This window comes from Micromonospora sp. WMMC241, from assembly GCF_027460165.1.
Classification (GTDB): domain Bacteria; phylum Actinomycetota; class Actinomycetes; order Mycobacteriales; family Micromonosporaceae; genus Micromonospora; species Micromonospora humi.
This window is the reverse complement of sequence record NZ_JAPZBF010000001.1, coordinates 4,246,524-4,265,331: the sequence shown is the minus strand read 5'-3', so window position 1 is coordinate 4,265,331 and position 18,808 is coordinate 4,246,524. Positions and strand designations below refer to the sequence as shown.

21 protein-coding genes are annotated in these 18,808 nt (G+C 73.5%); 11 read left to right on the top strand and 10 right to left on the bottom strand.

What is annotated here, in order from left to right:
* Positions 1-17: 17 nt before the first annotated feature.
* Together O7598_RS19230 and trmB are read right to left on the bottom strand one after the other, a co-directional pair.
* Positions 18-2,522, bottom strand: a complete 2,505-nt coding sequence (locus O7598_RS19230) for a DEAD/DEAH box helicase (RefSeq protein ID WP_269692704.1) — start codon at positions 2,520-2,522, stop codon at positions 18-20.
* A gap of 47 nt (positions 2,523-2,569) precedes the next feature.
* Complete coding sequence (gene trmB / locus O7598_RS19225) at positions 2,570-3,256, bottom strand: tRNA (guanosine(46)-N7)-methyltransferase TrmB (protein WP_442929871.1); 687 nt, start codon at positions 3,254-3,256, stop codon at positions 2,570-2,572.
* A gap of 89 nt (positions 3,257-3,345) precedes the next feature.
* On the opposite strand from trmB, the gene O7598_RS19220 reads away from it, so the two are divergent.
* Together O7598_RS19220 and O7598_RS19215 are read left to right on the top strand one after the other, a co-directional pair.
* The gene (locus O7598_RS19220; protein ID WP_269692703.1) at positions 3,346-3,945 is read left to right on the top strand and encodes a hypothetical protein; all 600 of its coding nucleotides are present in this window, start codon (positions 3,346-3,348) and stop codon (positions 3,943-3,945) included.
* 542 nt (positions 3,946-4,487) lie between these two features.
* Positions 4,488-5,099, top strand: coding sequence for a class F sortase (locus O7598_RS19215; RefSeq protein WP_269692702.1), 612 nt, complete (start codon positions 4,488-4,490; stop codon positions 5,097-5,099).
* A gap of 28 nt (positions 5,100-5,127) precedes the next feature.
* Here the strand turns inward: O7598_RS19215 and O7598_RS19210 are convergent, their stop codons facing one another.
* The gene (locus O7598_RS19210) at positions 5,128-5,358 is read right to left on the bottom strand and encodes a winged helix-turn-helix domain-containing protein (RefSeq protein ID WP_269692701.1); all 231 of its coding nucleotides are present in this window, start codon (positions 5,356-5,358) and stop codon (positions 5,128-5,130) included.
* Positions 5,359-5,534: 176 nt separating this feature from the next.
* Here O7598_RS19210 and O7598_RS19205 point away from each other — a divergent pair, with 176 nt between their 5' ends.
* The gene (locus O7598_RS19205; RefSeq protein ID WP_269692700.1) at positions 5,535-5,744 is read left to right on the top strand and encodes a hypothetical protein; all 210 of its coding nucleotides are present in this window, start codon (positions 5,535-5,537) and stop codon (positions 5,742-5,744) included.
* A 370-nt stretch (positions 5,745-6,114) separates the two neighbouring features.
* Here O7598_RS19205 and O7598_RS19200 read toward each other — a convergent pair whose 3' ends face one another.
* From O7598_RS19200 to O7598_RS19190, 3 genes are read right to left on the bottom strand one after another with little or no spacing between them, the layout of a single operon-like run.
* Positions 6,115-6,438: an antibiotic biosynthesis monooxygenase family protein gene (locus O7598_RS19200; protein ID WP_269692699.1), complete on the bottom strand. Its 324-nt coding sequence runs from the start codon at positions 6,436-6,438 to the stop codon at positions 6,115-6,117.
* Between the two features lie 20 nt (positions 6,439-6,458).
* Positions 6,459-7,256, bottom strand: coding sequence for an exodeoxyribonuclease III (locus O7598_RS19195; RefSeq protein WP_269692698.1), 798 nt, complete (start codon positions 7,254-7,256; stop codon positions 6,459-6,461).
* Between the two features lie 37 nt (positions 7,257-7,293).
* Positions 7,294-8,214 carry a proteasome assembly chaperone family protein gene (locus tag O7598_RS19190; protein WP_269692697.1) on the bottom strand — a complete coding sequence of 307 codons (921 nt, stop codon included), beginning with the start codon at positions 8,212-8,214 and terminating at the stop codon, positions 7,294-7,296.
* A gap of 390 nt (positions 8,215-8,604) precedes the next feature.
* Between O7598_RS19190 and O7598_RS19185 the strand changes: the two genes are divergently transcribed.
* The 3 genes from O7598_RS19185 to O7598_RS19175 all read left to right on the top strand — a co-directional run bounded on the left by O7598_RS19185 (position 8,605) and on the right by O7598_RS19175 (position 10,515).
* Positions 8,605-9,492 (top strand): peptidase M23, encoded by an 888-nt coding sequence (locus tag O7598_RS19185; protein ID WP_269692696.1) that lies wholly within the window; start codon positions 8,605-8,607, stop codon positions 9,490-9,492.
* Positions 9,493-9,583: 91 nt separating this feature from the next.
* Positions 9,584-9,733: a hypothetical protein gene (locus O7598_RS19180; protein WP_269692695.1), complete on the top strand. Its 150-nt coding sequence runs from the start codon at positions 9,584-9,586 to the stop codon at positions 9,731-9,733.
* A 41-nt stretch (positions 9,734-9,774) separates the two neighbouring features.
* Complete coding sequence (locus O7598_RS19175; RefSeq protein WP_269692694.1) at positions 9,775-10,515, top strand: EcsC family protein; 741 nt, start codon at positions 9,775-9,777, stop codon at positions 10,513-10,515.
* Between the two features lie 6 nt (positions 10,516-10,521).
* Here the strand turns inward: O7598_RS19175 and O7598_RS19170 are convergent, their stop codons facing one another.
* Together O7598_RS19170 and O7598_RS19165 are read right to left on the bottom strand one after the other, a co-directional pair.
* Positions 10,522-11,367 (bottom strand): GDSL-type esterase/lipase family protein, encoded by an 846-nt coding sequence (locus tag O7598_RS19170; RefSeq protein ID WP_269692693.1) that lies wholly within the window; start codon positions 11,365-11,367, stop codon positions 10,522-10,524.
* Positions 11,368-11,487: 120 nt separating this feature from the next.
* Positions 11,488-12,078, bottom strand: a complete 591-nt coding sequence (locus tag O7598_RS19165) for an antibiotic biosynthesis monooxygenase (RefSeq protein WP_091067624.1) — start codon at positions 12,076-12,078, stop codon at positions 11,488-11,490.
* 161 nt (positions 12,079-12,239) lie between these two features.
* Here O7598_RS19165 and O7598_RS19160 point away from each other — a divergent pair, with 161 nt between their 5' ends.
* The 5 genes from O7598_RS19160 to O7598_RS19140 are packed head-to-tail and all read left to right on the top strand — an operon-like array spanning position 12,240 to position 16,808.
* Positions 12,240-12,503, top strand: coding sequence for a DUF6343 family protein (locus O7598_RS19160; RefSeq protein ID WP_269692692.1), 264 nt, complete (start codon positions 12,240-12,242; stop codon positions 12,501-12,503).
* A 12-nt stretch (positions 12,504-12,515) separates the two neighbouring features.
* On the top strand, positions 12,516-13,928 hold the full coding sequence (locus O7598_RS19155) for an NADP-dependent succinic semialdehyde dehydrogenase (protein ID WP_269692691.1): 1,413 nt from the start codon (positions 12,516-12,518) through the stop codon (positions 13,926-13,928).
* 42 nt (positions 13,929-13,970) lie between these two features.
* Positions 13,971-14,936, top strand: coding sequence for a TIGR03885 family FMN-dependent LLM class oxidoreductase (locus O7598_RS19150; RefSeq protein WP_269692690.1), 966 nt, complete (start codon positions 13,971-13,973; stop codon positions 14,934-14,936).
* A 37-nt stretch (positions 14,937-14,973) separates the two neighbouring features.
* Entirely contained in the window at positions 14,974-16,554 is a 1,581-nt protein-coding gene (locus O7598_RS19145) for a Na+/H+ antiporter (protein ID WP_269692689.1), read from the top strand.
* Complete coding sequence (locus O7598_RS19140; RefSeq protein WP_269692688.1) at positions 16,551-16,808, top strand: UBP-type zinc finger domain-containing protein; 258 nt, start codon at positions 16,551-16,553, stop codon at positions 16,806-16,808. Before O7598_RS19145 ends, O7598_RS19140 begins: the two co-directional genes overlap by 4 nt.
* A 12-nt stretch (positions 16,809-16,820) precedes the next feature.
* Here the strand turns inward: O7598_RS19140 and O7598_RS19135 are convergent, their stop codons facing one another.
* Both O7598_RS19135 and O7598_RS19130 read right to left on the bottom strand, forming a co-directional pair.
* The gene (locus O7598_RS19135) at positions 16,821-17,354 is read right to left on the bottom strand and encodes a GNAT family N-acetyltransferase (protein WP_269692687.1); all 534 of its coding nucleotides are present in this window, start codon (positions 17,352-17,354) and stop codon (positions 16,821-16,823) included.
* A 12-nt stretch (positions 17,355-17,366) separates the two neighbouring features.
* The gene (locus tag O7598_RS19130; RefSeq protein ID WP_269692686.1) at positions 17,367-18,614 is read right to left on the bottom strand and encodes an MFS transporter; all 1,248 of its coding nucleotides are present in this window, start codon (positions 18,612-18,614) and stop codon (positions 17,367-17,369) included.
* Between the last annotated feature and the right edge of the window lie 194 nt (positions 18,615-18,808).

The window sequence follows — 18,808 nt, the reverse complement described above, 5'->3', positions numbered from 1 at the left end:
GGTGTAGCCGGATCAGATCAGAGCTGGCCGACGTCGGTGACCCTGATGACCGCCGCGCCCACCTCGTCCGAGGCGGCCAGGTCCACCTCGGCGCTGATGCCCCAGTCGTGGTCGCCGTCCGGGTCGTCCAGGATCTGGCGTACGGTCCACCGCTCCCGGCCCTGCTCGATCATCAGCAGCGCCGGCCCGCGCGCGTCCGGTCCCACCCCGATCGAGTCGTACGCGTCGAAGTACGGCTCCAGCGCGTCGGCCCACGCGTCGGCGTTCCAACCGTCCCCGGCGTCCAGCTCGCCGAGCAGGTCCCAGCGGCGCAGCGCGGCCAGCTCGACCCGGCGGAACAGCGCGTTGCGCACCAGCACCCGGAACGCCCGCGCGTTGCGGGTGACCGCCGGCGGCCGGTCGTCCAGCGAGGCGGCGACCTCGGCCACGTCGGACGGGTTGCGCAGCCGCTCCCACTCGTCGATCAGGCTGGAGTCGACCTGGCGGACCAGCTCGCCCAGCCACTCGATGAGGTCGACCAGCTCCTCGGTCTTGGCGTCCTCCGGCACGGTCTGCCGCAGCGTCTTGTACGCGTCGGCGAGATAGCGCAGCACCAGGCCCTCGGACCGGGACAGCCCGTAGAACTGGACGTACTCCGGGAACGTCATGGCCCGCTCGTACATGTCCCGGACCACGGACTTCGGGGCCAGCTCGTGGTCGGCGACCCACGGGTGGCCCTGCCGGTACATCTCGTACGCGCCGGTCAGCAGCTCGGCGAGCGGCTTCGGCCAGGTCACCTCGTCGAGCAGTTCCAGGCGTGCCTCGTACTCGATGCCCTCGGCCTTCATCGCGGCGACCGCCTCGCCGCGGGCCTTGAACTGCTGCGCGGAGAGGATCTGCCGGGGGTTGTCCAGGATCGCCTCGATCACGCTGAGCACGTCGAGCGCGTACGACGGAGAGTCCCGGTCGAGCAGCTCGATGGCGGCCAGCGCGAGCGGCGACAGCGGCTGGTTGAGCGCGAAGTCGAGCTGGAGGTCGACGGTGAGGCGGACCCGCCGGCCGGTCTCGTCCGGCTCGGGCAGCTCCTCGACCACGCCACCGGCGCGCAGCGCCCGGTAGATGGCGATGGCCCGGCGGATGTGCCGGCGCTGGGCGGCCGGGTCCTCGTGGTTGTCGGTGAGCAGGTGCCGCATCGAGGCGAACGCGTCGCCGGGGCGGCCGATCACGTTGAGCAGCATCGAGTGGCTGACCTGGAAGCTGGAGGTGAGCGGCTCCGGCTCGGCCTCGACCAGGCGCTGGAAGGTCGGCTCGCCCCAGCCGATGGAGCCCTCCGGCGGCTTCTTCTTGACCACCTTGCGGCGCTTCTTCGGGTCGTCGCCGGCCTTGGCGAGCGCCTTCTCGTTCTCGATCACATGCTCGGGCGCCTGCACCACGACCCGGCCGATGGTGTCGAAGCCGGCCCGCCCGGCCCGGCCGGCGATCTGGTGGAACTCGCGGGCCTTGAGCAGTCGGGTGCGGATGCCGTCGTACTTGCTCAGGCCGGTGAAGAGCACGGTGCGGATGGGCACGTTGATGCCGACGCCGAGCGTGTCGGTGCCGCAGATGACCTTGAGCAGGCCGGCCTGGGCGAGCGTCTCCACCAGCCGGCGGTACTTCGGGAGCATGCCGGCGTGGTGCACGCCGATGCCGTGCCGGACCAGCCGGGACAGCGTCTTGCCGAAGCCGGAGGTGAACCGGAAGTTGCCGATCGCCTGGGCGATCATGTCCTTCTCGGCGCGGGTGCAGACGTTCACGCTCATCAGCGCCTGCGCCCGTTCCAGCGCGGCGGCCTGGGTGAAGTGCACCACGTACACCGGGGCCTGCTTGGTCTCCAGCAGCTCTTCGAGGGTCTCGTGCAGCGGCGTGGTCGCGTACGAGAAGAGGAGCGGGACCGGCCGCTCGGCCGAGCGGACGACGGCGGTCGGCCGCCCGGTGCGCCGGGTCAGGTCGTCGACGAAGCGGGTGGTGTCGCCGAGCGTGGCGGACATCAGCACGAACTGGGCCTGCGGCAGCTCGATGATCGGCACCTGCCAGGCCCAACCGCGGTCCGGCTCGGCGTAGAAGTGGAACTCGTCCATGACCACCTGGCCGACGTCGGCCCGGCGGCCCTCCCGCAGCGCCAGGTTGGCCAGGATCTCGGCGGTGCAGCAGATGATCGGGGCGTCGGCGTTGACGCTGGCGTCACCGGTGAGCATGCCGACGTTCTCCGCGCCGAAGACCTCGCAGAGCGCGAAGAACTTCTCCGACACCAGCGCCTTGATCGGCGCGGTGTAGAAGCTCGTCCGGCCGTCGGCCAGCGCCGCGAAGTGCGCCGCGATCGCCACCAGGCTCTTGCCGGAGCCGGTCGGCGTATTCATGATCACGTTCGCGCCGGAGACGATCTCGATGACCGCCTCCTCCTGGTGCGGATAGAGGTCGAGACCGCGCTCGGACGCCCAGGAGGCGAACGCGTCGTAGAGGGTGTCGGGGTCGGCGGTCTTCGGCAGCGCGGCGGTGAGAGTCATGGCGGGTCCCATCGTGCCTGGATCACACCACGCCGCGCCAACCGGGTTCAGCGCCGCCGGTGGATCAGGTCGAAGACGTCCCGGCCCGCGGTGACCGCGCGCCGCTCGAACTTGGTCACCGGCCGGTGCGGCGGCCGCGGCGCGTACCCGCCGTGCACGTCCACCAGCTCCGGGTCGGCGGTCAGCGTCTCGCGCATCGACACCGCGTACTCGGCCCAGTCGGTGGCGCAGTGCAGCGTGCCGCCCGGGGCCAGGCGGGAGCGCAGCAACGCCACGTGCGCCGGCTGGATGATCCGCCGCTTGTGGTGGCGGGTCTTCGGCCACGGGTCCGGGAAGTAGACGTGCACCGCGTCCAGGCAGCCCTCCGGCATGGCCCGCACCAGGTCCAACGCATCGCCCTCGGCGACCCGCACGTTGTCCAGCCGGTGCCGTTCCACCAGCTCCAGCAGGTTGGCGATTCCCGGCGTGTGCACCTCGACCGCCAGATAGTGTCGGCTCGGGTCGGCCGCCGCCATGGCGGCGGTGGCGTCGCCCATGCCGGAGCCGATCTCCAGCACCAGCGGCGCCCGCCGTCCGAACAGCGCCGTCGGATCGCACGGCCCGTCGAGGGCGGCGATCTCCAGGCCGTACGCGGGCCAGAGCCGGGTCAACGCGTCGCGCTGCCGGTCGCTCATCCGCCCGCGACGCGGATGGAAGGTGCGGATGCGGGCGGTGGGGACGTCGGTGGTGGTCACAGCGACCCGAGCCTACGCGACCGACGCGCCGATCGGATGTGAGGTGCGGCCGGGGGTGAGAGGATTCATCCCGTACGCCGGGAGGGGTCATGGGGTCAGTCAGGGGACGTGCGGCGCTGCTGGCCGCGGTTGCCGCGTGTGCCGCCCCGCTGCTCGGCGCGGTGGCCGTCCAGGCCGCGCCGCGCGCCGCCGAGCCGGTGCCCGGCGCCGTCGAGCCGGTGCCGGAGCAGCCACCGGCCGACGTGATCTTCGTGGAGGTCACCCCGAGCACGGTGGAGCCGGGCTACCTGGTCGGCATCCGGGCCAGTTGCCGCAACAACTCGGTGCCGGCGATCGTGGCCTCCGACGCCTTCGGCCGGATCCAGGTGCAGCCGCAACGCGGCCTGCTCACCGCCTCGCCGATGGTCAACGAGCGCACCCGGCCCGGCAACTACCGGGTCAAGCTGGAATGCCCGGGCGGGGAGACCGCCTCCACCATGCTCCAAGTGGTGAAGCGGTCGCCGCCCACCCGCCCGCCGAGCCACCCGCCCAGCCACTTTCCGAGCCGCGGCCCGGCCACCGGCTTCGGCGGCACCGCCGGCCCCGGTCTCGGCGGCCTGCTGGTGCCGGTCGGGCTGGCGCTGACCGTGGTCGGTGCCGGGTTCGGCGTGGCCGCCTCCCGCCGCAACTCCGGCGCCGCCCGGCGCTGAGGCACCCCATGGCCGACTACTCCGCCCCGCCGCCCGCCGGCTCCCGGCGCTCCGGCTGGCCCTTCCTCGCCCTGCCCCCGCCCGCCGCCCCGCCCGCCACCGGGGGACCTCGTCCCGACCACCGCCCGGCCGCCGCCCCGCCCGCCACCGGGGGACCTCGTCCCGACCACCGCCCTTCTTCCGCCCCGCGTGCCGGCGCGGGGCCGTCCGCCGGGCCCGGGACGTCCACCGGCTCCCAGCCGTGGAGTCTGCCGCCGCCCGACCCGCCGCTTGCCGACGAGCCGCCCACCGCCTCCCAGCCGTGGAGCCCGCCGCCCACCGACGAGCCGCCCACCGCCTCCCAGCCGTGGAGTCCGCCGCCCACCGACGAGCCGCCCGCCGGCTCGCGGCCGTGGCTGCCGCCGCCGGCCGCATCCCGTCCCTGGCAACCGTCGCCGACCGTCCGGGCCCGGCCCGGTGGTCCGCCCCCGGCCGGTCCACCGCTGGCGCCTCCCGCCCCGCCGGCCGGGCGGGACCGTCGCCGGAGCCACTGGTCGAAACCGATGGCCGTGGTGCTGGTGCTGCTCGGCGTGTTCGCGGTCGGGGCTGGGCTCGGCCGGACGGCCGGGCCGTTCGATTTCGCCGACGCCTCGGCCGGGTCGAGCGCGGTGGCACCCGCGCCGGCCTCGACCGCCGCACCGGCCCGGACGCCGGCCAGCCTGCCGGTCCGCCTGTCGGTGCCGACCATCAAGGTGGCCGCGCCGGTCACCCCGGTCGGTCAGGCGCGGGACGGTTCCGTGGACGTGCCGCCGCTGACCGAGACCGACCAGACCGGCTGGTACAACCGGGGCGCGGTGCCGGGGGAGCCCGGCCGGGCGATCATCGTGGGTCACGTCGACACCAAGAGCGGGCCGGCCGTGTTCTACCGGCTGCGCGAACTCAAGCCGGGCGCGCGGATCCAGGTGACCAAGGCGGACCGCAGCGTGGTGACCTTCAAGGTCGACAGCGTCGAGTACTTCGACAAGGCGAAACTGCCTGCCGCGCGGGTCTACGGCGACTCCGGCCCTGCGGAACTGCGGCTGATCACCTGCGGCGGCACGTGGCTCGGCGGTCGCACCGGCTACGAGGACAACGTCATCGTCTTCGCCTCCCTGGCCGACACCCGCACGCGCTGATCCGTCGAGGAACCGTCCGGCCCGGGCGCTAGGCCGGAAGCTCCTCAGCCACCCACAGACCTCGCCCTTGAAGGCCGACAACCAGGCCTCGGTCCTGGAGGATGATGATCGCCCGCTGCACGGTCGTCACGCTGACGCTGTAAAGGTCGGCGAGTTCCTTGTAGGTCGGCAGTCGCTCGCCCGGCGGATATTCGCCGCTCTTGATGCGAGTGGCCAGGTCTTCGGCGACCTCGCGGTAGCCGCTCGTGGGTATGGGCATGGGAGGTCCTTCGTTCGGCGCTTCCCATCGGATCATGAAGGGGATACGCCTTCAAGACCAACATTGTTTTAGGTACTAAAGGTCTCTAAGGTGACGGGGTGTGGCGAGGTTCCTTCGTTCGGCAGACGTGTGGACCGGGGCCGTGGCAGCAGTTTCCGGAGTCGGGGGTGTTCCCAGTGCCGATGGATGAGCCGGATTCGGGCTCGGTGGCCCGCGAGATCTTCGAGGCACACCGGATTGTCAACGCCCACTGGACTCGCTCGGCCGACCGGCCGTGGCGGCCCGGCGGCTGTCTGCAATGCCACGACCGGCATGCCTGCGGCCAACTCGACTGGGCCTTGGAGCGCTACGCCCACTACGCCTCGATAATGCTCCAGAAACCCTGACCGACCCGTCGATCATGAAGTTGACGGGCGACAAAAGGGACGACAGCCCGGCTAGCCTCATGATCGACCCGGTGACCCGGTGACCCGGTGACCCGGTGACCCGGTGACCCGGTGACCCGGTGACCCGGTGACCCGGTGACCCGGTGACCCGGTGACCCGGTGACCCGGTGACCCGGTGACCCGGTGACCCGGTGACCCGGTGACCCGGTGACCCGGTGACCCTCGGGCGTGTCGCGGGTGGAGAGAGGATGCATCTGCGAGCGGTATACCTGAGCGTCATAAATATGACGCTCAGGTATACCGCTCTTGAGGGAACGTTGCTGCCGGGCGCGACACGCCCGGGAGCCCGGGCGACCGCCGAGCGAGGCGGTCAGGAGGTGGGAGTGGGGACCTGGAGGGCGACCTCGAACTCCAGGAGGGTCGCGCCGGTGGCCACCGGCTGGCGAGGCTCGGCACCCTCGGGCGAGGCGTGCGCGGCCCGGGAGGAGCCCTGCGCCCAGGCCTGGTAGGCCTCCTCGGTCTCCCAGCGGGTGTAGACGAAGTAGCGGGTCTCCCCGGCGATCGGGCGCAGCAGCTCGAAACCGAGGAAGCCGGGGGAGTTCTCCACCGCGCCGGCCCGGGCCGCGAACCGCTTCTCCAGCTCCTCGCCGGCACCGGGCGGGACGTCGATCGCGTTGATCTTCACGACTGCCATGCCGTCCACCCTACGGTGACTCAGAGGGCCTCGACGGCCGGCACCAGGTCGGCGTCGACCACGATCGGCGCGTGGTCGGAGGGGCCCTTGCCCTTGCGGGCCTCCCGGTCCACGTACGCGGAGCGGACCGCGCCGGCGATCGGCGCGGTGGCGTACACCAGGTCGATCCGCATGCCCTTGTTCTGGTGGAACATCCCGGCCCGGTAGTCCCAGTAGGTGTAGGGGTGCGGCCCCTTCATGGGGGTGGGCACCACGTCCTCCAGACCGAGGTCGCGCAGCGCGGCCAGGGCGGCGCGCTCGGCCGGCGTGACGTGGGTGGAGGTGGCGAACAGCGCCGGGTCCCAGACGTCCGCGTCGGTCGGCGCCACGTTGAAGTCGCCGCAGACCGCGAGCGGGAGGCCGGCGGCCACCTCCGCCTCCAGCGCGTCGCGCAGCGCCGCGAACCAGGCCAGCTTGTAGGCGTAGTGCGGGTCGTCCGGGGCGCGGCCGTTCGGCACGTACACCGACCAGACCCGGACCCCGTCGCAGGTGGCGGCGATCGCGCGGGCCTCGGGAGCGGGGAACCCGGGCTCGCCGGGGAATCCGACCGTCACGTCGGCCAGCCCGACGCGGGAGAGCACGGCCACGCCGTTCCACCGGCCGTCGCTGTGGCTGGCCACCTCGTAGCCCAGCTCACCCACCTCGGCGACCGGGAACGCCCCGTCCGGGCACTTCGTCTCCTGGAGGCAGACGACGTCCGGCTTCGTGGTGGCCAGCCAGTCGAGCAGCCGGGGGAGGCGGGCCTTCACCGAGTTGACGTTCCAGGTCGCCAGGCGCATGCCTCCAGCCTGCCGCATCCCGGTCGGCCCCGCCCGCTCACCGTTCCGGGGTGTCGCCCGGGTGGGTCTGCTCGGCGAGGAAACGCTCCAGCTCGGCGCCGAGCTCGTCGGCGGTGGGCAGCGGGCCGGTCTCGGTGGCGAGCAGGTTCTTCTCGCCGCGCCCGCGGGCGAACGCGTCGTACTGCTCCTCCAGCGCCTGGACCAGCGTGGCCGCCTCCTCGGTCTGGGCGACCTGGCGGTCGATCTCGACCCGGATGGCCTCGGCCGCGGTGCGCAGGCCGTCGCGCGGCAGAAGCAGGCCGGTGCCCTTCGACACGGCGGCGAGCAGCGCCTCCGCGGCGGCCGGGTACTCGGTCTGGGCGACGTAGTGCGGCACGTGCGCGGCGAAGCCCAGGGCGTCGCGCCCCTGCTCGCCGAGGCGGTATTCCAGCAGGTGCCCGACGCTGGCCGGTACCTGCACCTTCTGCAGCCAGGGCTCGTGCCCGGCGATCAGCTCGGGTCGGGTGGCGTGCGCGGTGACGCCGCTGGGCCGGGTGTGCGGCACGGCCATCGGGATCGAGTTGAGCCCGACGGTGAGCCGGACGTCCAGGCGGGCCGACAGGCCGGCGACGGCAGCCACGAAGCGTTCCCACTGCAGATCCGGCTCGGGGCCGGTGAGCAGGAGGAAGGGCGTCTCGTCGTCGTCGTGCAGCAGGTGCAGCTCGAGTTCCGGGGCGTCGTACTCGGCCCAGTGGTCCTCGACGAAGGTCATCACCGGCCGGCGGGAGCGGTAGTCGAACATCTGGTCGACGTCGAACCGGGCGATGGTCCGGGCGTCCAGCGAGGTGAGCAGCTGCTCCCGGGCCAGCCGGGTGGCGCTGCCCGCGTCGACGAAGCCGGTGAGCGCCTGGATCAGCACCGGCTGACCGAGGTCGGGCAGCTCGTCGGTGAGTTCGTAGAGCTCGTGTGGGTCGAGCACCGGTGGGTCCTCCCTGTCGGACGCGTTCGGGGAGCGTCGTGCGACGACGTCCCCGATTCGGCAAACGTACCGGGGGTCGTGGTCCATTCCGTTACGGACCCGTCCGGTGCCCGGATGGTGATCACAATTCGGCCACACCCCGGTCGTACGGTCCATCCGGAGTCGGCCGAAAGGGTGAGTTAATCGATCATCGACTGTGAGGGGAGCGGCTGCGACGTTCCTGCCCGGGCCGACCGGCCGCACGGCGGACCGGAGGTTCGACCGTTCCGCGAGGTTGGCGCCGTGCTGGGTCGTCGGTTCCCGCGATGTCCGGCTGCGGTGGGGCGAACTGTGGCGAGGGCCACCCTTTGGGCCTGGGTGATCCCGGTTTGCCCTGTCTAGCCTCGTCGGATGCGTGACGACGGCACCCTCGACGACCCGAACGGCTCCGGCCGCCCGGCTGACCGTTCGGACGATGCACCCTCCATCGACCAGGCAGACGGTACCCCCTCGACAGACCGGACAACCGCTTCCTCGCCGGAGAGCACCGGCACCCCGCGTACCCGCCTGCGGGGCTCGATGAACCGCCGCACCAGGCTGGTGGTCGCCGCCGGCGCGGCCTGCTGCCTCGGCCTGGTCGGCGTCAGTCAGTTCGGCTTCGGTACCACCGACCGCGCCACCCGCCCCGCCCCCGCGGCGGAGATCGCCGAGCGGGCGGCGCTCGACGCCGCCTCGCGGAGCCTGGCCCGGCCCAGCACCGCACCGACCACCCCGAGCGCCCCCAGCGCCAGCCCGTCCCCGACCGCCAAGCCCAAGCCGAAGCCGAAGGCCACGGTCAAGCCCCGGCCGAAGCCACGCCGGATCGTTCCGGTCGCCGGCCTGAACCGCGTCCAGATGGACAACGCCGTCAAGATCGTCCGAGCCGGCAAGGAGATGGGCGTGCCACGCCGCGCCCTGGTCATCGCGGTGGCCACCGCGATGCAGGAGAGCACGCTGCTCAACTACGCCAGCGGCGTGCTGCCCGAGTCGCAGAACTACCCGCACCAGGCCATCGGCTGGGACCACGACTCGGTCGGGCTGTTCCAGCAGCGTCCGAGCAGCGGCTGGGGCACCGTCGAGGAGCTGATGGACCCCGAGTACGCGACCAAGGCGTTCCTGTCCGCGCTGGAGGAGATCCCCGGCTGGCAGGACCTGCCGCTCTCCGTCGCCGCCCAGGCGGTGCAGATCTCCGCGTTCCCGGACGCGTACGCGCAGCACGAGTGGAACGCCGGCACGGTGGTGGCCGAGATCCTCGGCTGAGCGGAGTGGACGGTTGCCGGAACGCCGGTTCGGGTATCAGGGACTTGCCGGTTCCAGGTACACATGAGGGAACCGCGGACTGGAGGACGCCATGTCGCTGATGCAACGGATCACTGCCTTCCTGCGGTCGCCGCGCGGCCAGCAGTTGGTCGACCGGGGTCGGCGCGAGATGGCGAAGCCGCAGAACCAGGAGCGGCTGCGGCAGATCGCCACCCGCCTGTCCTCGACGCGCCGCCGCTGACCAGCCCGTCCACCCCCACCGCGCGAACCCCGGAGCGTCCCGTGACCGACCCCGCCCCCACCGACGGGGAATCCACCGTTCCCGCCGCCCCGGTCCCGCCGGTCGAGGCGCCCGAAGGGCCCCCGGCCACGCTGTGGGACCGGATGCGCGAGGACCCGCAGTACGCTCCGGAGCACCTGGCCCTGGAGGCGGTGCGCCGGCTCGGTCCGGAGGCCGCGCAGTGGGCGGCCCGGGAGCGGGCTCAGCGCCCGGACGCGCCGCCCGAGCAGTTGGCCGACCAGGCGGTGCGCAAGTTCGTCAACCACGCCCGGCTCTCCGGCGCGGTCTCCGGGGCCGCCGGGCTGCCCGGCGCGGTGATCGACGTGGGTGTGCTGGCCTGGACCCAGGCCCGGTTGGTGCTGCACGTGGCGGCCGCCTACGGCGCCGACCCGACAAGCACCGACCGGGCGACGGACCTGCTGGTGCTCCAGCGGGTGCACAAGGCCACCGAGGCCGCCCGGCTGGCGCTGGGCGTGGCCGCCGGTCGGGAACGGGCCGGAGCGCTGTTCGGTTCGTCCGGTGACCGGGCGCTGGGTCGGGTGATGCTCCAGCTCGGCGTCCGGCTGGCCCGGATGGCCGGGGTGCGCGCCGCCAAGCGGATGTTCGCCAAGGTCGTCCCCGGCGCGGCGATCATCCTCGGCACCTGGGCCAACTCCTCGGCCACGAAGGAGCTGGCCGATCGGGCCCGCGCGCTCTACCGCACCGCCGGCCCTCGCCAGATCCCCGGCCCACGCCAACCCTGACCGGGCTCAGTCGCGAGCCCAGCCGGAGGCGTTCCAGGCCACCTCGGCCAGCCGGCCCTGACCGGCCGCGTTCGGATGGAACCAGTCCAGCGCGTTCACCTGGTCCAGGCTGAACCGGTGACGGTGCACCGCGCCGCCGTCCCAGCGGCACCGCGACCCGTACGCCCGGCAGGCGGCGCGCAGTTGGTCGTCGTACCCCTCGATCCGCTCCTTGACGCGCGCCCGGCGCGTCGCCGCGGCGGGCGCGGTCGACGTGGCGTCGGCCAGCAGCGCGGGGCAGACGCCTCGCTTCCAGGCCCGCACGGCGCGCGACTCGGTGTGCCCGATCTCCCAGAGCCGGTACAGGTCCGGGATGCTGACCACCAGCACCCGGGCCTTGGGCCGGCCCTTGCGCAGCACGGTGAGCGCGGCGTCGACCTGGTCGCGGAACGTGGCGACAGGGGTCATCGTGTCGACGTCGCTCCGGCAGACGTCGTTCGCCCCGACCAGCACGGTGACCAGGTCGGCCTTGTCGCGTACCGCGGCCCGGGCCTGGTCGGTGAGCCCGGCCGCGCGGGCGCCGGGCACCGCCCGGTTGTACGCCCGCAGCGCCGGCGCGTCCGCCCGCAGCCGGCGGTAGAGGCTCTCCACCCGCAGGCTGTCCCCGGTCGACCAGGAGTTGCGTTCGCAGCTCACCAGCACCAGGCAGGAGCCGAAGCCGGTGCTGACCGAGTCGCCGAGCGCGGTCAGCACCCGCGGGGCGCCGGGGCGGGGCGTGTCGGAGGGGCGGGGCGACGCCGAGCCGGAGCCGTCACAGGCGAGCGCCACAAGCGCCGCGAGGCAGGCGAGCGCGGCGATCCACCGTCGCGGCATGCGGTCCTCACCTCCGGCGGCACGCAGGGGTGGATCGACCCTATGCGCCCGGACCGCCGGTAGGGGAGGTGTGTCGTATTTCTTGCATCGACGCCTGTCGTTCACATGACCGTGCGACAGTCAGCGTCGCCAGGGCGCCGGCTGACCGTGCAGCCACCAGTGCAGCGCCCGGGTGATCCGGGGCAGCACCAGGTAGGTCATCAGCGGGGTGAGCACCAGCGTCATCAGCAGCGTCCGGCCGGCGAGCGGCACACCGGCGGCGAACCGGGCGGTCAGCAGCGTGGCGGTGAGGCTGAGCGGGAAGAACGCCAGCCAGATGGTGACCGCCTGCTTCCAGCGCGGCGGCGCCGCCGGGGCGGCCGGCTCGAACGTCTCCACCACGTGGTCCACCGGTGGGTCGAACCAGCCCTCGATGCCGGTGCGGCGCTCCACCCGGGTGTGCTCGACGATGCCCTGCGCCGAACTCAGCCACCAGTGCCGCTGCGGCGAGTCCTCCCAGCCGTGCAGCGTCTCCGCGTCGGCGAAGCGGTACATCACGTGCCACTCGCCGGAGCCGGGCGCGCTGCGGACGAAGCCGGCGCCCAGGAACCCGGGAAAGCTCTCCGCGAGCGCCGTCCCGGCCCGCATCCACGCCACCATCTCCCCGGTACGCGCCGGGTCGGCGCGCCGGGACACGGCAACGGTCACGGGCCCCGCCTGCATCGTGGTCATGCCGTCCTCTCCACCGCCGCGGGATCTCCGCCTCGGCCGGCAGCACGATCCAACGCGTCCACCCGGTGATCGCATCCGCCGCGTACCCGTTCCGTGTCCGGGATCACCGGCGCGCCATGGGGCGCCGGTTAGTCCCGGCGGTGCCGGGGTAGCCGGGAGGAATGACCCGATCACAGCCCCGCCGCGCCCGAGGCACGGTCGGCCACGCGAACAGCGCACTCAACCTGCGCCTCGCGCTGGCCCTGTTCGGGCTGGTCGTGATGACCGTCCTCGCGGTGTTCGCGTTCGCCGCCGACCTGGCCTGGCTGGGCGTCGTCTGCGCGATCCTCGCCGTGGTGGCCGTGGTCGATCTGGTCGTCATCCAGCGCCGTCGCGCCGCCCGCCGCCGGGAGGAGCCGGGCGTGCGGCACTCGCTGTTCGAGTGACAGGAGTACGACATGCCCATCGCCACCACCAATCCCGCCACCGGACAGGTGCTCAAGACGTACGACGCGATGTCCGACGAGCAGATCGACGCCGCCATCGAGCGGGCCGACCTCGCGTTCCGGCAGTTGCGCGACACCACGATCGCGCAGCGGGCCCGCTGGCTCACCGCCGCCGCCGACCTGCTCGACGCCGAGCGGGACGAGACCGCCCGGTTGATGACCACCGAGATGGGCAAGACGTTCGCGGCCGCCAAGGCCGAGGTCACCAAGTGCGCCGCCGCCTGCCGCTTCTACGCCGACAACGCGCCGAAGATGCTCGCCGACGAGCCCGCCGACGCCGCCGCGGTCAAGGCGAAGCGGGCGTACGTCCGCTACCAGCCGATCGGCCCGGTGCTCGCGGTGATGCCGTGGAACTTCCCGCTGTGGCAGGTGATGCGCTTCGCCGCGCCGGCCCTGATGGCCGGCAACACCGGCCTGCTCAAGCACGCCTCCAACGTGCCGCAGACCGCGCTCTACCTGGAGGACGTGTTCCGCCGCGCCGGCTTCCCGGAGGGCGCGTTCACCACGCTGCTGGTCGGCTCCGACGCGGTCGAGCGGGTGCTCACCGACCCGCGGGTGCGCGCCGCCACGCTCACCGGCAGCGAGCCGGCCGGCCGATCCATCGCCGCGATCGCCGGCCGGGAGATCAAGAAGACAGTGCTGGAGCTGGGCGGCAGCGACCCGTTCGTGGTGATGCCCTCGGCCGACCTGGACAAGGCCGCCGAGGTGGCCACCACCGCCCGCTGCCAGAACAACGGCCAGTCCTGCATCGCGGCCAAGCGGTTCATCGTGCACACCGACGTCTTCGACGCGTTCGCCGAGAAGTTCGCCGCGCGGATGTCGGCGCTGCGGGTCGGCGACCCGATGGACGAGAACACCGACGTCGGCCCGCTGGCCAGCGAGCGCGGCCGGGACGAGGTGCACGACCAGGTCACCGACGCGGTCGACCAGGGCGCGACAGTGCTCTGCGGCGGCGAGAAGCCGGCCGGCGACGGCTGGTTCTATCCGCCGACGGTGGTCACCGACCTGCGCCCGGAGATGCGGATGTGGAGCGAGGAGGTGTTCGGGCCGGTCGCCGGGCTCTACCGGGTCGCCTCCTACGACGAGGCGATCGCTGTGGCCAACGGCACCAGCTTCGGCCTCGGCTCCAACGCCTGGACCACCGACCCGGCCGAGCAGGAGCGCTTCGCGGTCGACCTGGACGCCGGCAACGTGTTCGTCAACGGCATGACCACGTCCTTTCCGGAGCTTCCGTTCGGCGGGGTGAAGAACTCCGGGTACGGCCGCGAGCTGTCCGCCCTGGGCATGCGCGAGTTCTGCAACACCAAGACGGTGTGGATCGGCGCTGGTGAGGCCGGCGCGGGCGCCGGCGCGCACGCCGAGTGAGGTGAGGTTGGCCGGACGCCGGCATGGGTAGGAGTGCTGCCCATGACGGCGTTCGGCTTCCACGCATCCCATGAGCAGATCCACCCGGCCAAGCTGCTGGAGGCGGTGGTCCACGCCGAGCGGGTCGGCTTCGACGCGGCCATGTGCTCCGACCACTTCTCGCCGTGGAGCGAGCGGCAGGGCCAGTCCGGGTTCGCCTGGTCCTGGCTCGGCGCCGCCCTCCAGGCCACCAACCTGTCCTTCGGCGTGGTCAACGCGCCCGGCCAGCGCTACCACCCGGCGATCATCGCGCAGGCCATCGGCACGCTCGGCGCCATGTACCCGGGGCGGTTCTGGGCGGCGCTGGGCACCGGCGAGGCGAGCAACGAGCACATCACCGGTGACGTGTGGCCCCGCAAGGACGTCCGCAGCGCCCGGCTGCGCGAGTGCGTCGACGTGATCCGCGCGCTGCTGGCCGGCGAGGAGGTCAGCCACGACGGGCTGGTCACCGTCGACCGGGCGCGGCTGTGGACCCGCCCCGAGGAGCCGCCGGCCCTGGTCGGCGCCGCGGTCAGCGTCGCCACCGCCCGCTGGTGCGCCGAGTGGGCCGACGGCCTGATCACGGTCAACGCGCCGGTCGACCACCTGCGGCAGATGATCGACGCCTACCGGGACGCGGGCGGGCGCGGGCCGCTGCACCTCCAGGTGCACGTGAGCTGGGCGCCCGAGCAGGCCGAGGCCGAGGCGATCGCGTACGAGCAGTGGCGCAGCAACGTCTTCGCCCCGCCGGTCTGCTGGGACCTGGAGACCCCGGAGCACTTCGACGTCGCGAGCGCCGACCTGCCGATGTCGAAGGTCACCGACACCGTCAACGTCTCCAGCGACCTGGGCCGGCACGTCGGCTGGCTCCAGGAGTACGTCGAGTTGGGCTTCGACCAGATCGCGCTGCACCACGTCGGGCAGGAGCAGCGGGCGTTCCTCGACGCGTTCGGGACCGAGGTGTTGCCGAAGGTACGGCCGGCCGCGTGATCACATGCGGGCCCGGTGACGCCTAGGCTCGTACCCCATGGAAGCTCTGTTCGAGGTCGTGGTGTTCCTCGCGATCGCCACGTTCGGCGCGGCGCTGGCCCGCCGGCTCGGCCTGCTGGCGCCGATCCTGCTGGTCGTGCTCGGCCTCGCGCTGTCGTACCTGCCGTTCTTCCCGCACGTGCGGCTCGACCCGGACCTGGTGCTCGTCGGCATCCTGCCGCCGCTGCTGTACGTGGCGGCGGTGAACACCTCGGTGCCGGCGTTCCGGCTCAACCTGCGGCCGATCCTGCTGCTCGCCGTCGGCCTGGTCATCTTCACCGCGTTCGTGGTGGGCACCGTCGTGCACCTGTTCCTGCCCGACCTGCCGTACGCCATCTGCGTGGCGCTCGGGGCGGTGGTGGCGCCGCCCGACGCGGTCGCCGCCACCGCGGTGGCCCGCCGGGTCGGCCTGCCCCGACGGATCGTCACCATCCTGGAGGGCGAGAGCCTGGTCAACGACGCCACCGCGCTGGTGCTGCTGCGGGTGGCGATCGTCGCGGCCACCGCCAGCAGCGGTGGGGTCGGTGTCGGCGAGGTGGCCCGGGAGGTGCTGGTCGCGGCCGGCGGCGGCATCGTGGTGGGGCTGCTCGGCGTCGTGGTCTTCGGCTACCTGCACAAGCTCATCACCGACCCGGTGCTCGACAACGCGCTGTCGCTGATCGTGCCGTTCGCGGTGGTGTTCGCCGCCGAGGAGATCCACGCGTCCGGAGTGGTGGCGGTGGTGGTGACCGGGCTCGGCATCGGGCACAAGCTGCCGATGCTCATGTCGGCCGGCTCCCGCCTCCAGGTGACCGCGTTCTGGCGGCTGATCCAGTTCCTGCTGGAAGGGCTGGTGTTCCTGCTGGTCGGCCTGCAACTGCCCGAGGTGGTGCGCGACCTCGACGAGCCGATCGGCTCACTTGTCGCGATCACCGTCGGGGTGCTGGCCGCCGTCTTCCTGTCCCGGTTCGTCTGGATGTTCCCGGCCACCTACCTGGCCCGGCTGGTGCCCCGGGTCCGGCAGCGTGACCCCGCGCCGCCGGTGCAGATCCCCGTCGTCATCAGCTGGGCCGGCATGCGCGGCGTGGTGACCCTGGCCGCCGCGCTGGGCCTGCCGCTCACCCTGGCCGACGACCGGCCGTACCCGCGGGCGCTGCTGATCTGGCTGGCCTTCGCGGTGATCGTGGCGACGCTGGTCGGGCAGGGCGCCACGCTGCCCTGGCTGGCCCGGAAGCTGCGGCTGCCCCCGGACGACCCGGTGCAGGACGCGCTCTCCGCCGCCGGCGTGCAGCAGCGGGCCAGCCGGGCCGCCCGGGACCGGCTCGATGCGCTGGCCGAGGGCGCCCCCGAGGCCGTGGTGGAACGACTGCGCGGGCTCACCACGTCCCGCGCCAACGTGGCGTGGGAGCGGCTCGGCGGCGCCGACCGGGAGACCCCCTCCCAGGCGTACGCGCGGCTGCGACAGGAGATGATCGACGCCGAGCGGGAGGTGTTCCGCGCCGCCCGCGACTCCGGCCAGATCCCGGAAGAGGTGCTCACCCGCGCCTACCGTGATCTGGACCTGGAGGAGTCGCTGCTACGACAGGAGGTTCTCGAATGAGCTGCCAGCACCTGACCGGGGCGGGCGACGCCGAGCCCGTCACCACCACCGAGTGCCCCGACTGCGTGGCGGTCGGCAACCGGGACTGGGTCCACCTGCGCACCTGCCTGAGCTGCGGGCACGTGGGCTGCTGCGACTCCTCGCCCTACCAGCACGCCACCAAGCACTTCGAGTCGAGCGGGCACCCGGTGATGCGGTCGATCGAGCCGGGGGAGTCGTGGCGCTGGTGCTTCGTCGACGAGGAGATCGGCTGACGCCGGCGGCGCTCAGTCGAGCCGGCGGGCCAGCACCTGCCCCGGCCACGGCGGCCGGCCCGGCCGGGTCACCGTGAACGGGTCGGTGGCGGTGAAGCCGCAGCCCTCGTAGAAGCGCACCAACGCCCGGTCGGGGCTGCGGAAGCAGTCCACCCGCAGCAGGCCCAGGCCACGCTCGCGGGCCAGGTCCGCCGCGTGCGTGAGCAGCCGCGCGCCGATCCCCCGGCCCGCGTACGCCCGGTCGGCGACCAGCAGGTTGACGTACAGCTCCGGCTCGGTGGCCGGCGGCACGTACTCCGTCGCCGCGCCGACCACGAGCGCGCCGACAGCCGCGCCGTCGATCTCGGCGAACCACAGTCCGTCGCCGTGGGCGTAGCCGTCGGCCTGGGCGATCCGGCGCGGGTCGGTCGAGGCCGCGCCGGTGCCCCACTGCTCGGGACGGCCGCGCTCGGTCAGCCACGCGATGGCACTGTCGAACAGCCGCAGCACGATCGGCGCGTCCGCCGGCCCGCCGGGCCGGATGGCGATGCTTCCCCGTTCGGTCATGCCGTCATCCTGCTATCCGGGTGCGACCGGCTGCCCGGTGCCGGTCGGCTCCGGCACCGGCCGGCTCGCCACCGCCCGGCGGGCCAGTGCCGGGGCGGCCAGCCCGACGACGGCGAACAGCCCGCCGAGCACCAGCCACCCCGCCCCGCCCCCACCCAGCACCAGCAGCGTGAGCAGGCCCCGGCCGAGCGCCTGGGCCAGCCCGGCGAGCAGCCCGTCCGCCCCCTGGTAGGCGCCGATCGCCCCCGGCGGGGCCAGGTCGTAGGCGAGGCCGGCACCGGCCGCGCCGTGCCACAGGTCGCCCACCGTCCACACCGCCGTCGCCACCAGCAGCAGCGCCACCGCCGGGAATACCGGCAGGCCGGCGGTCACCGCGTACAGCGGGCACGCGGCGGCCAGCACCAGCCCGGCGCGGCGCAGCTTGCGGGCGGCCGGGGCGGCGGTGTCCGCACCCCGGCTCAGCCGCACCGCCAGCAGCACGGTGAGGATCGTGTTGATGAGCAGCACCGCGGACACCACCGGCGGCGGCGCGCCGGCACGGCCGACCGTCCACAGCGGCACCACCAGCACGAGCACCGTCACGTGCGTGCCGAGCACCGCCGACGCGCCGCTCACCGCCAGGAACCAGCCGTCCCGCAGCGGCCCGCCCCGCCGCGCCCCGCCGGCCGCGCGCCGCGGCGCGCCGCCGGGCGCCTGCGGCGGCAGCCGCATCAGCAGCGCCGCCGAGAGCAGATAGGTGGCCGCGTTCCCGACCACGAGCACCTGGTACGCCCGGTGGGTGTCCACCGCCAGCGCGAACCCGGCCAGCGCGGTCCCGGCGCTGATGCCCAGGTTGGCCACCGCGCGCAGGGTGGCGAACGCGTGCACCCGTCCGGTCGGGCCGCCGACCGCGGCGACCAGCGCCGCCCGTACCGCCAGGTTGCCGGCGGCCAGCAACGCCTCCGGCACCGCCACCACCAGGAACGTCGCGAGCGAGTCGACGAGCAGGTACGCCGCCGCGGCGAGCGCCTGGCCCACCTGGAGGGCGGCGCGCAGCGTGCGCGGGTCCCACCGGTCCGCCAGCCCGCCCAGCGGCACGCTGGCGGTCAGCCCGACCAGGCCGGCGACGGTCAGCCCGGCGCCCACCGAGGTGGGGGCGAGCCCGACGTCCCGGGTCAGGTAGAGCGCGCCGCCGGCCAGCCACAGGCCGGTGCCGACGGTGTTGGTCAGGGTGGCGAGCGCCAGCGTGCGCAGCGGCCCGGGCGGCGGGGCGAACCTCATCCGCGCCGCACGGGCACGGCCGCGGAGACCTCGGCCCTCCGGCCGGCTCGCCGGCCGACGGCTGCGGTCGGATCGACTGTGACGCCCTCGTTGACGGTCATGGCCCGACGCTAGGCGCGAGTCGATCCCACCGATGCCCGGAGAGGGGCGACACCCGTCACACCCGACGGCTCGACCGCAGTCAGCGGGTGCGG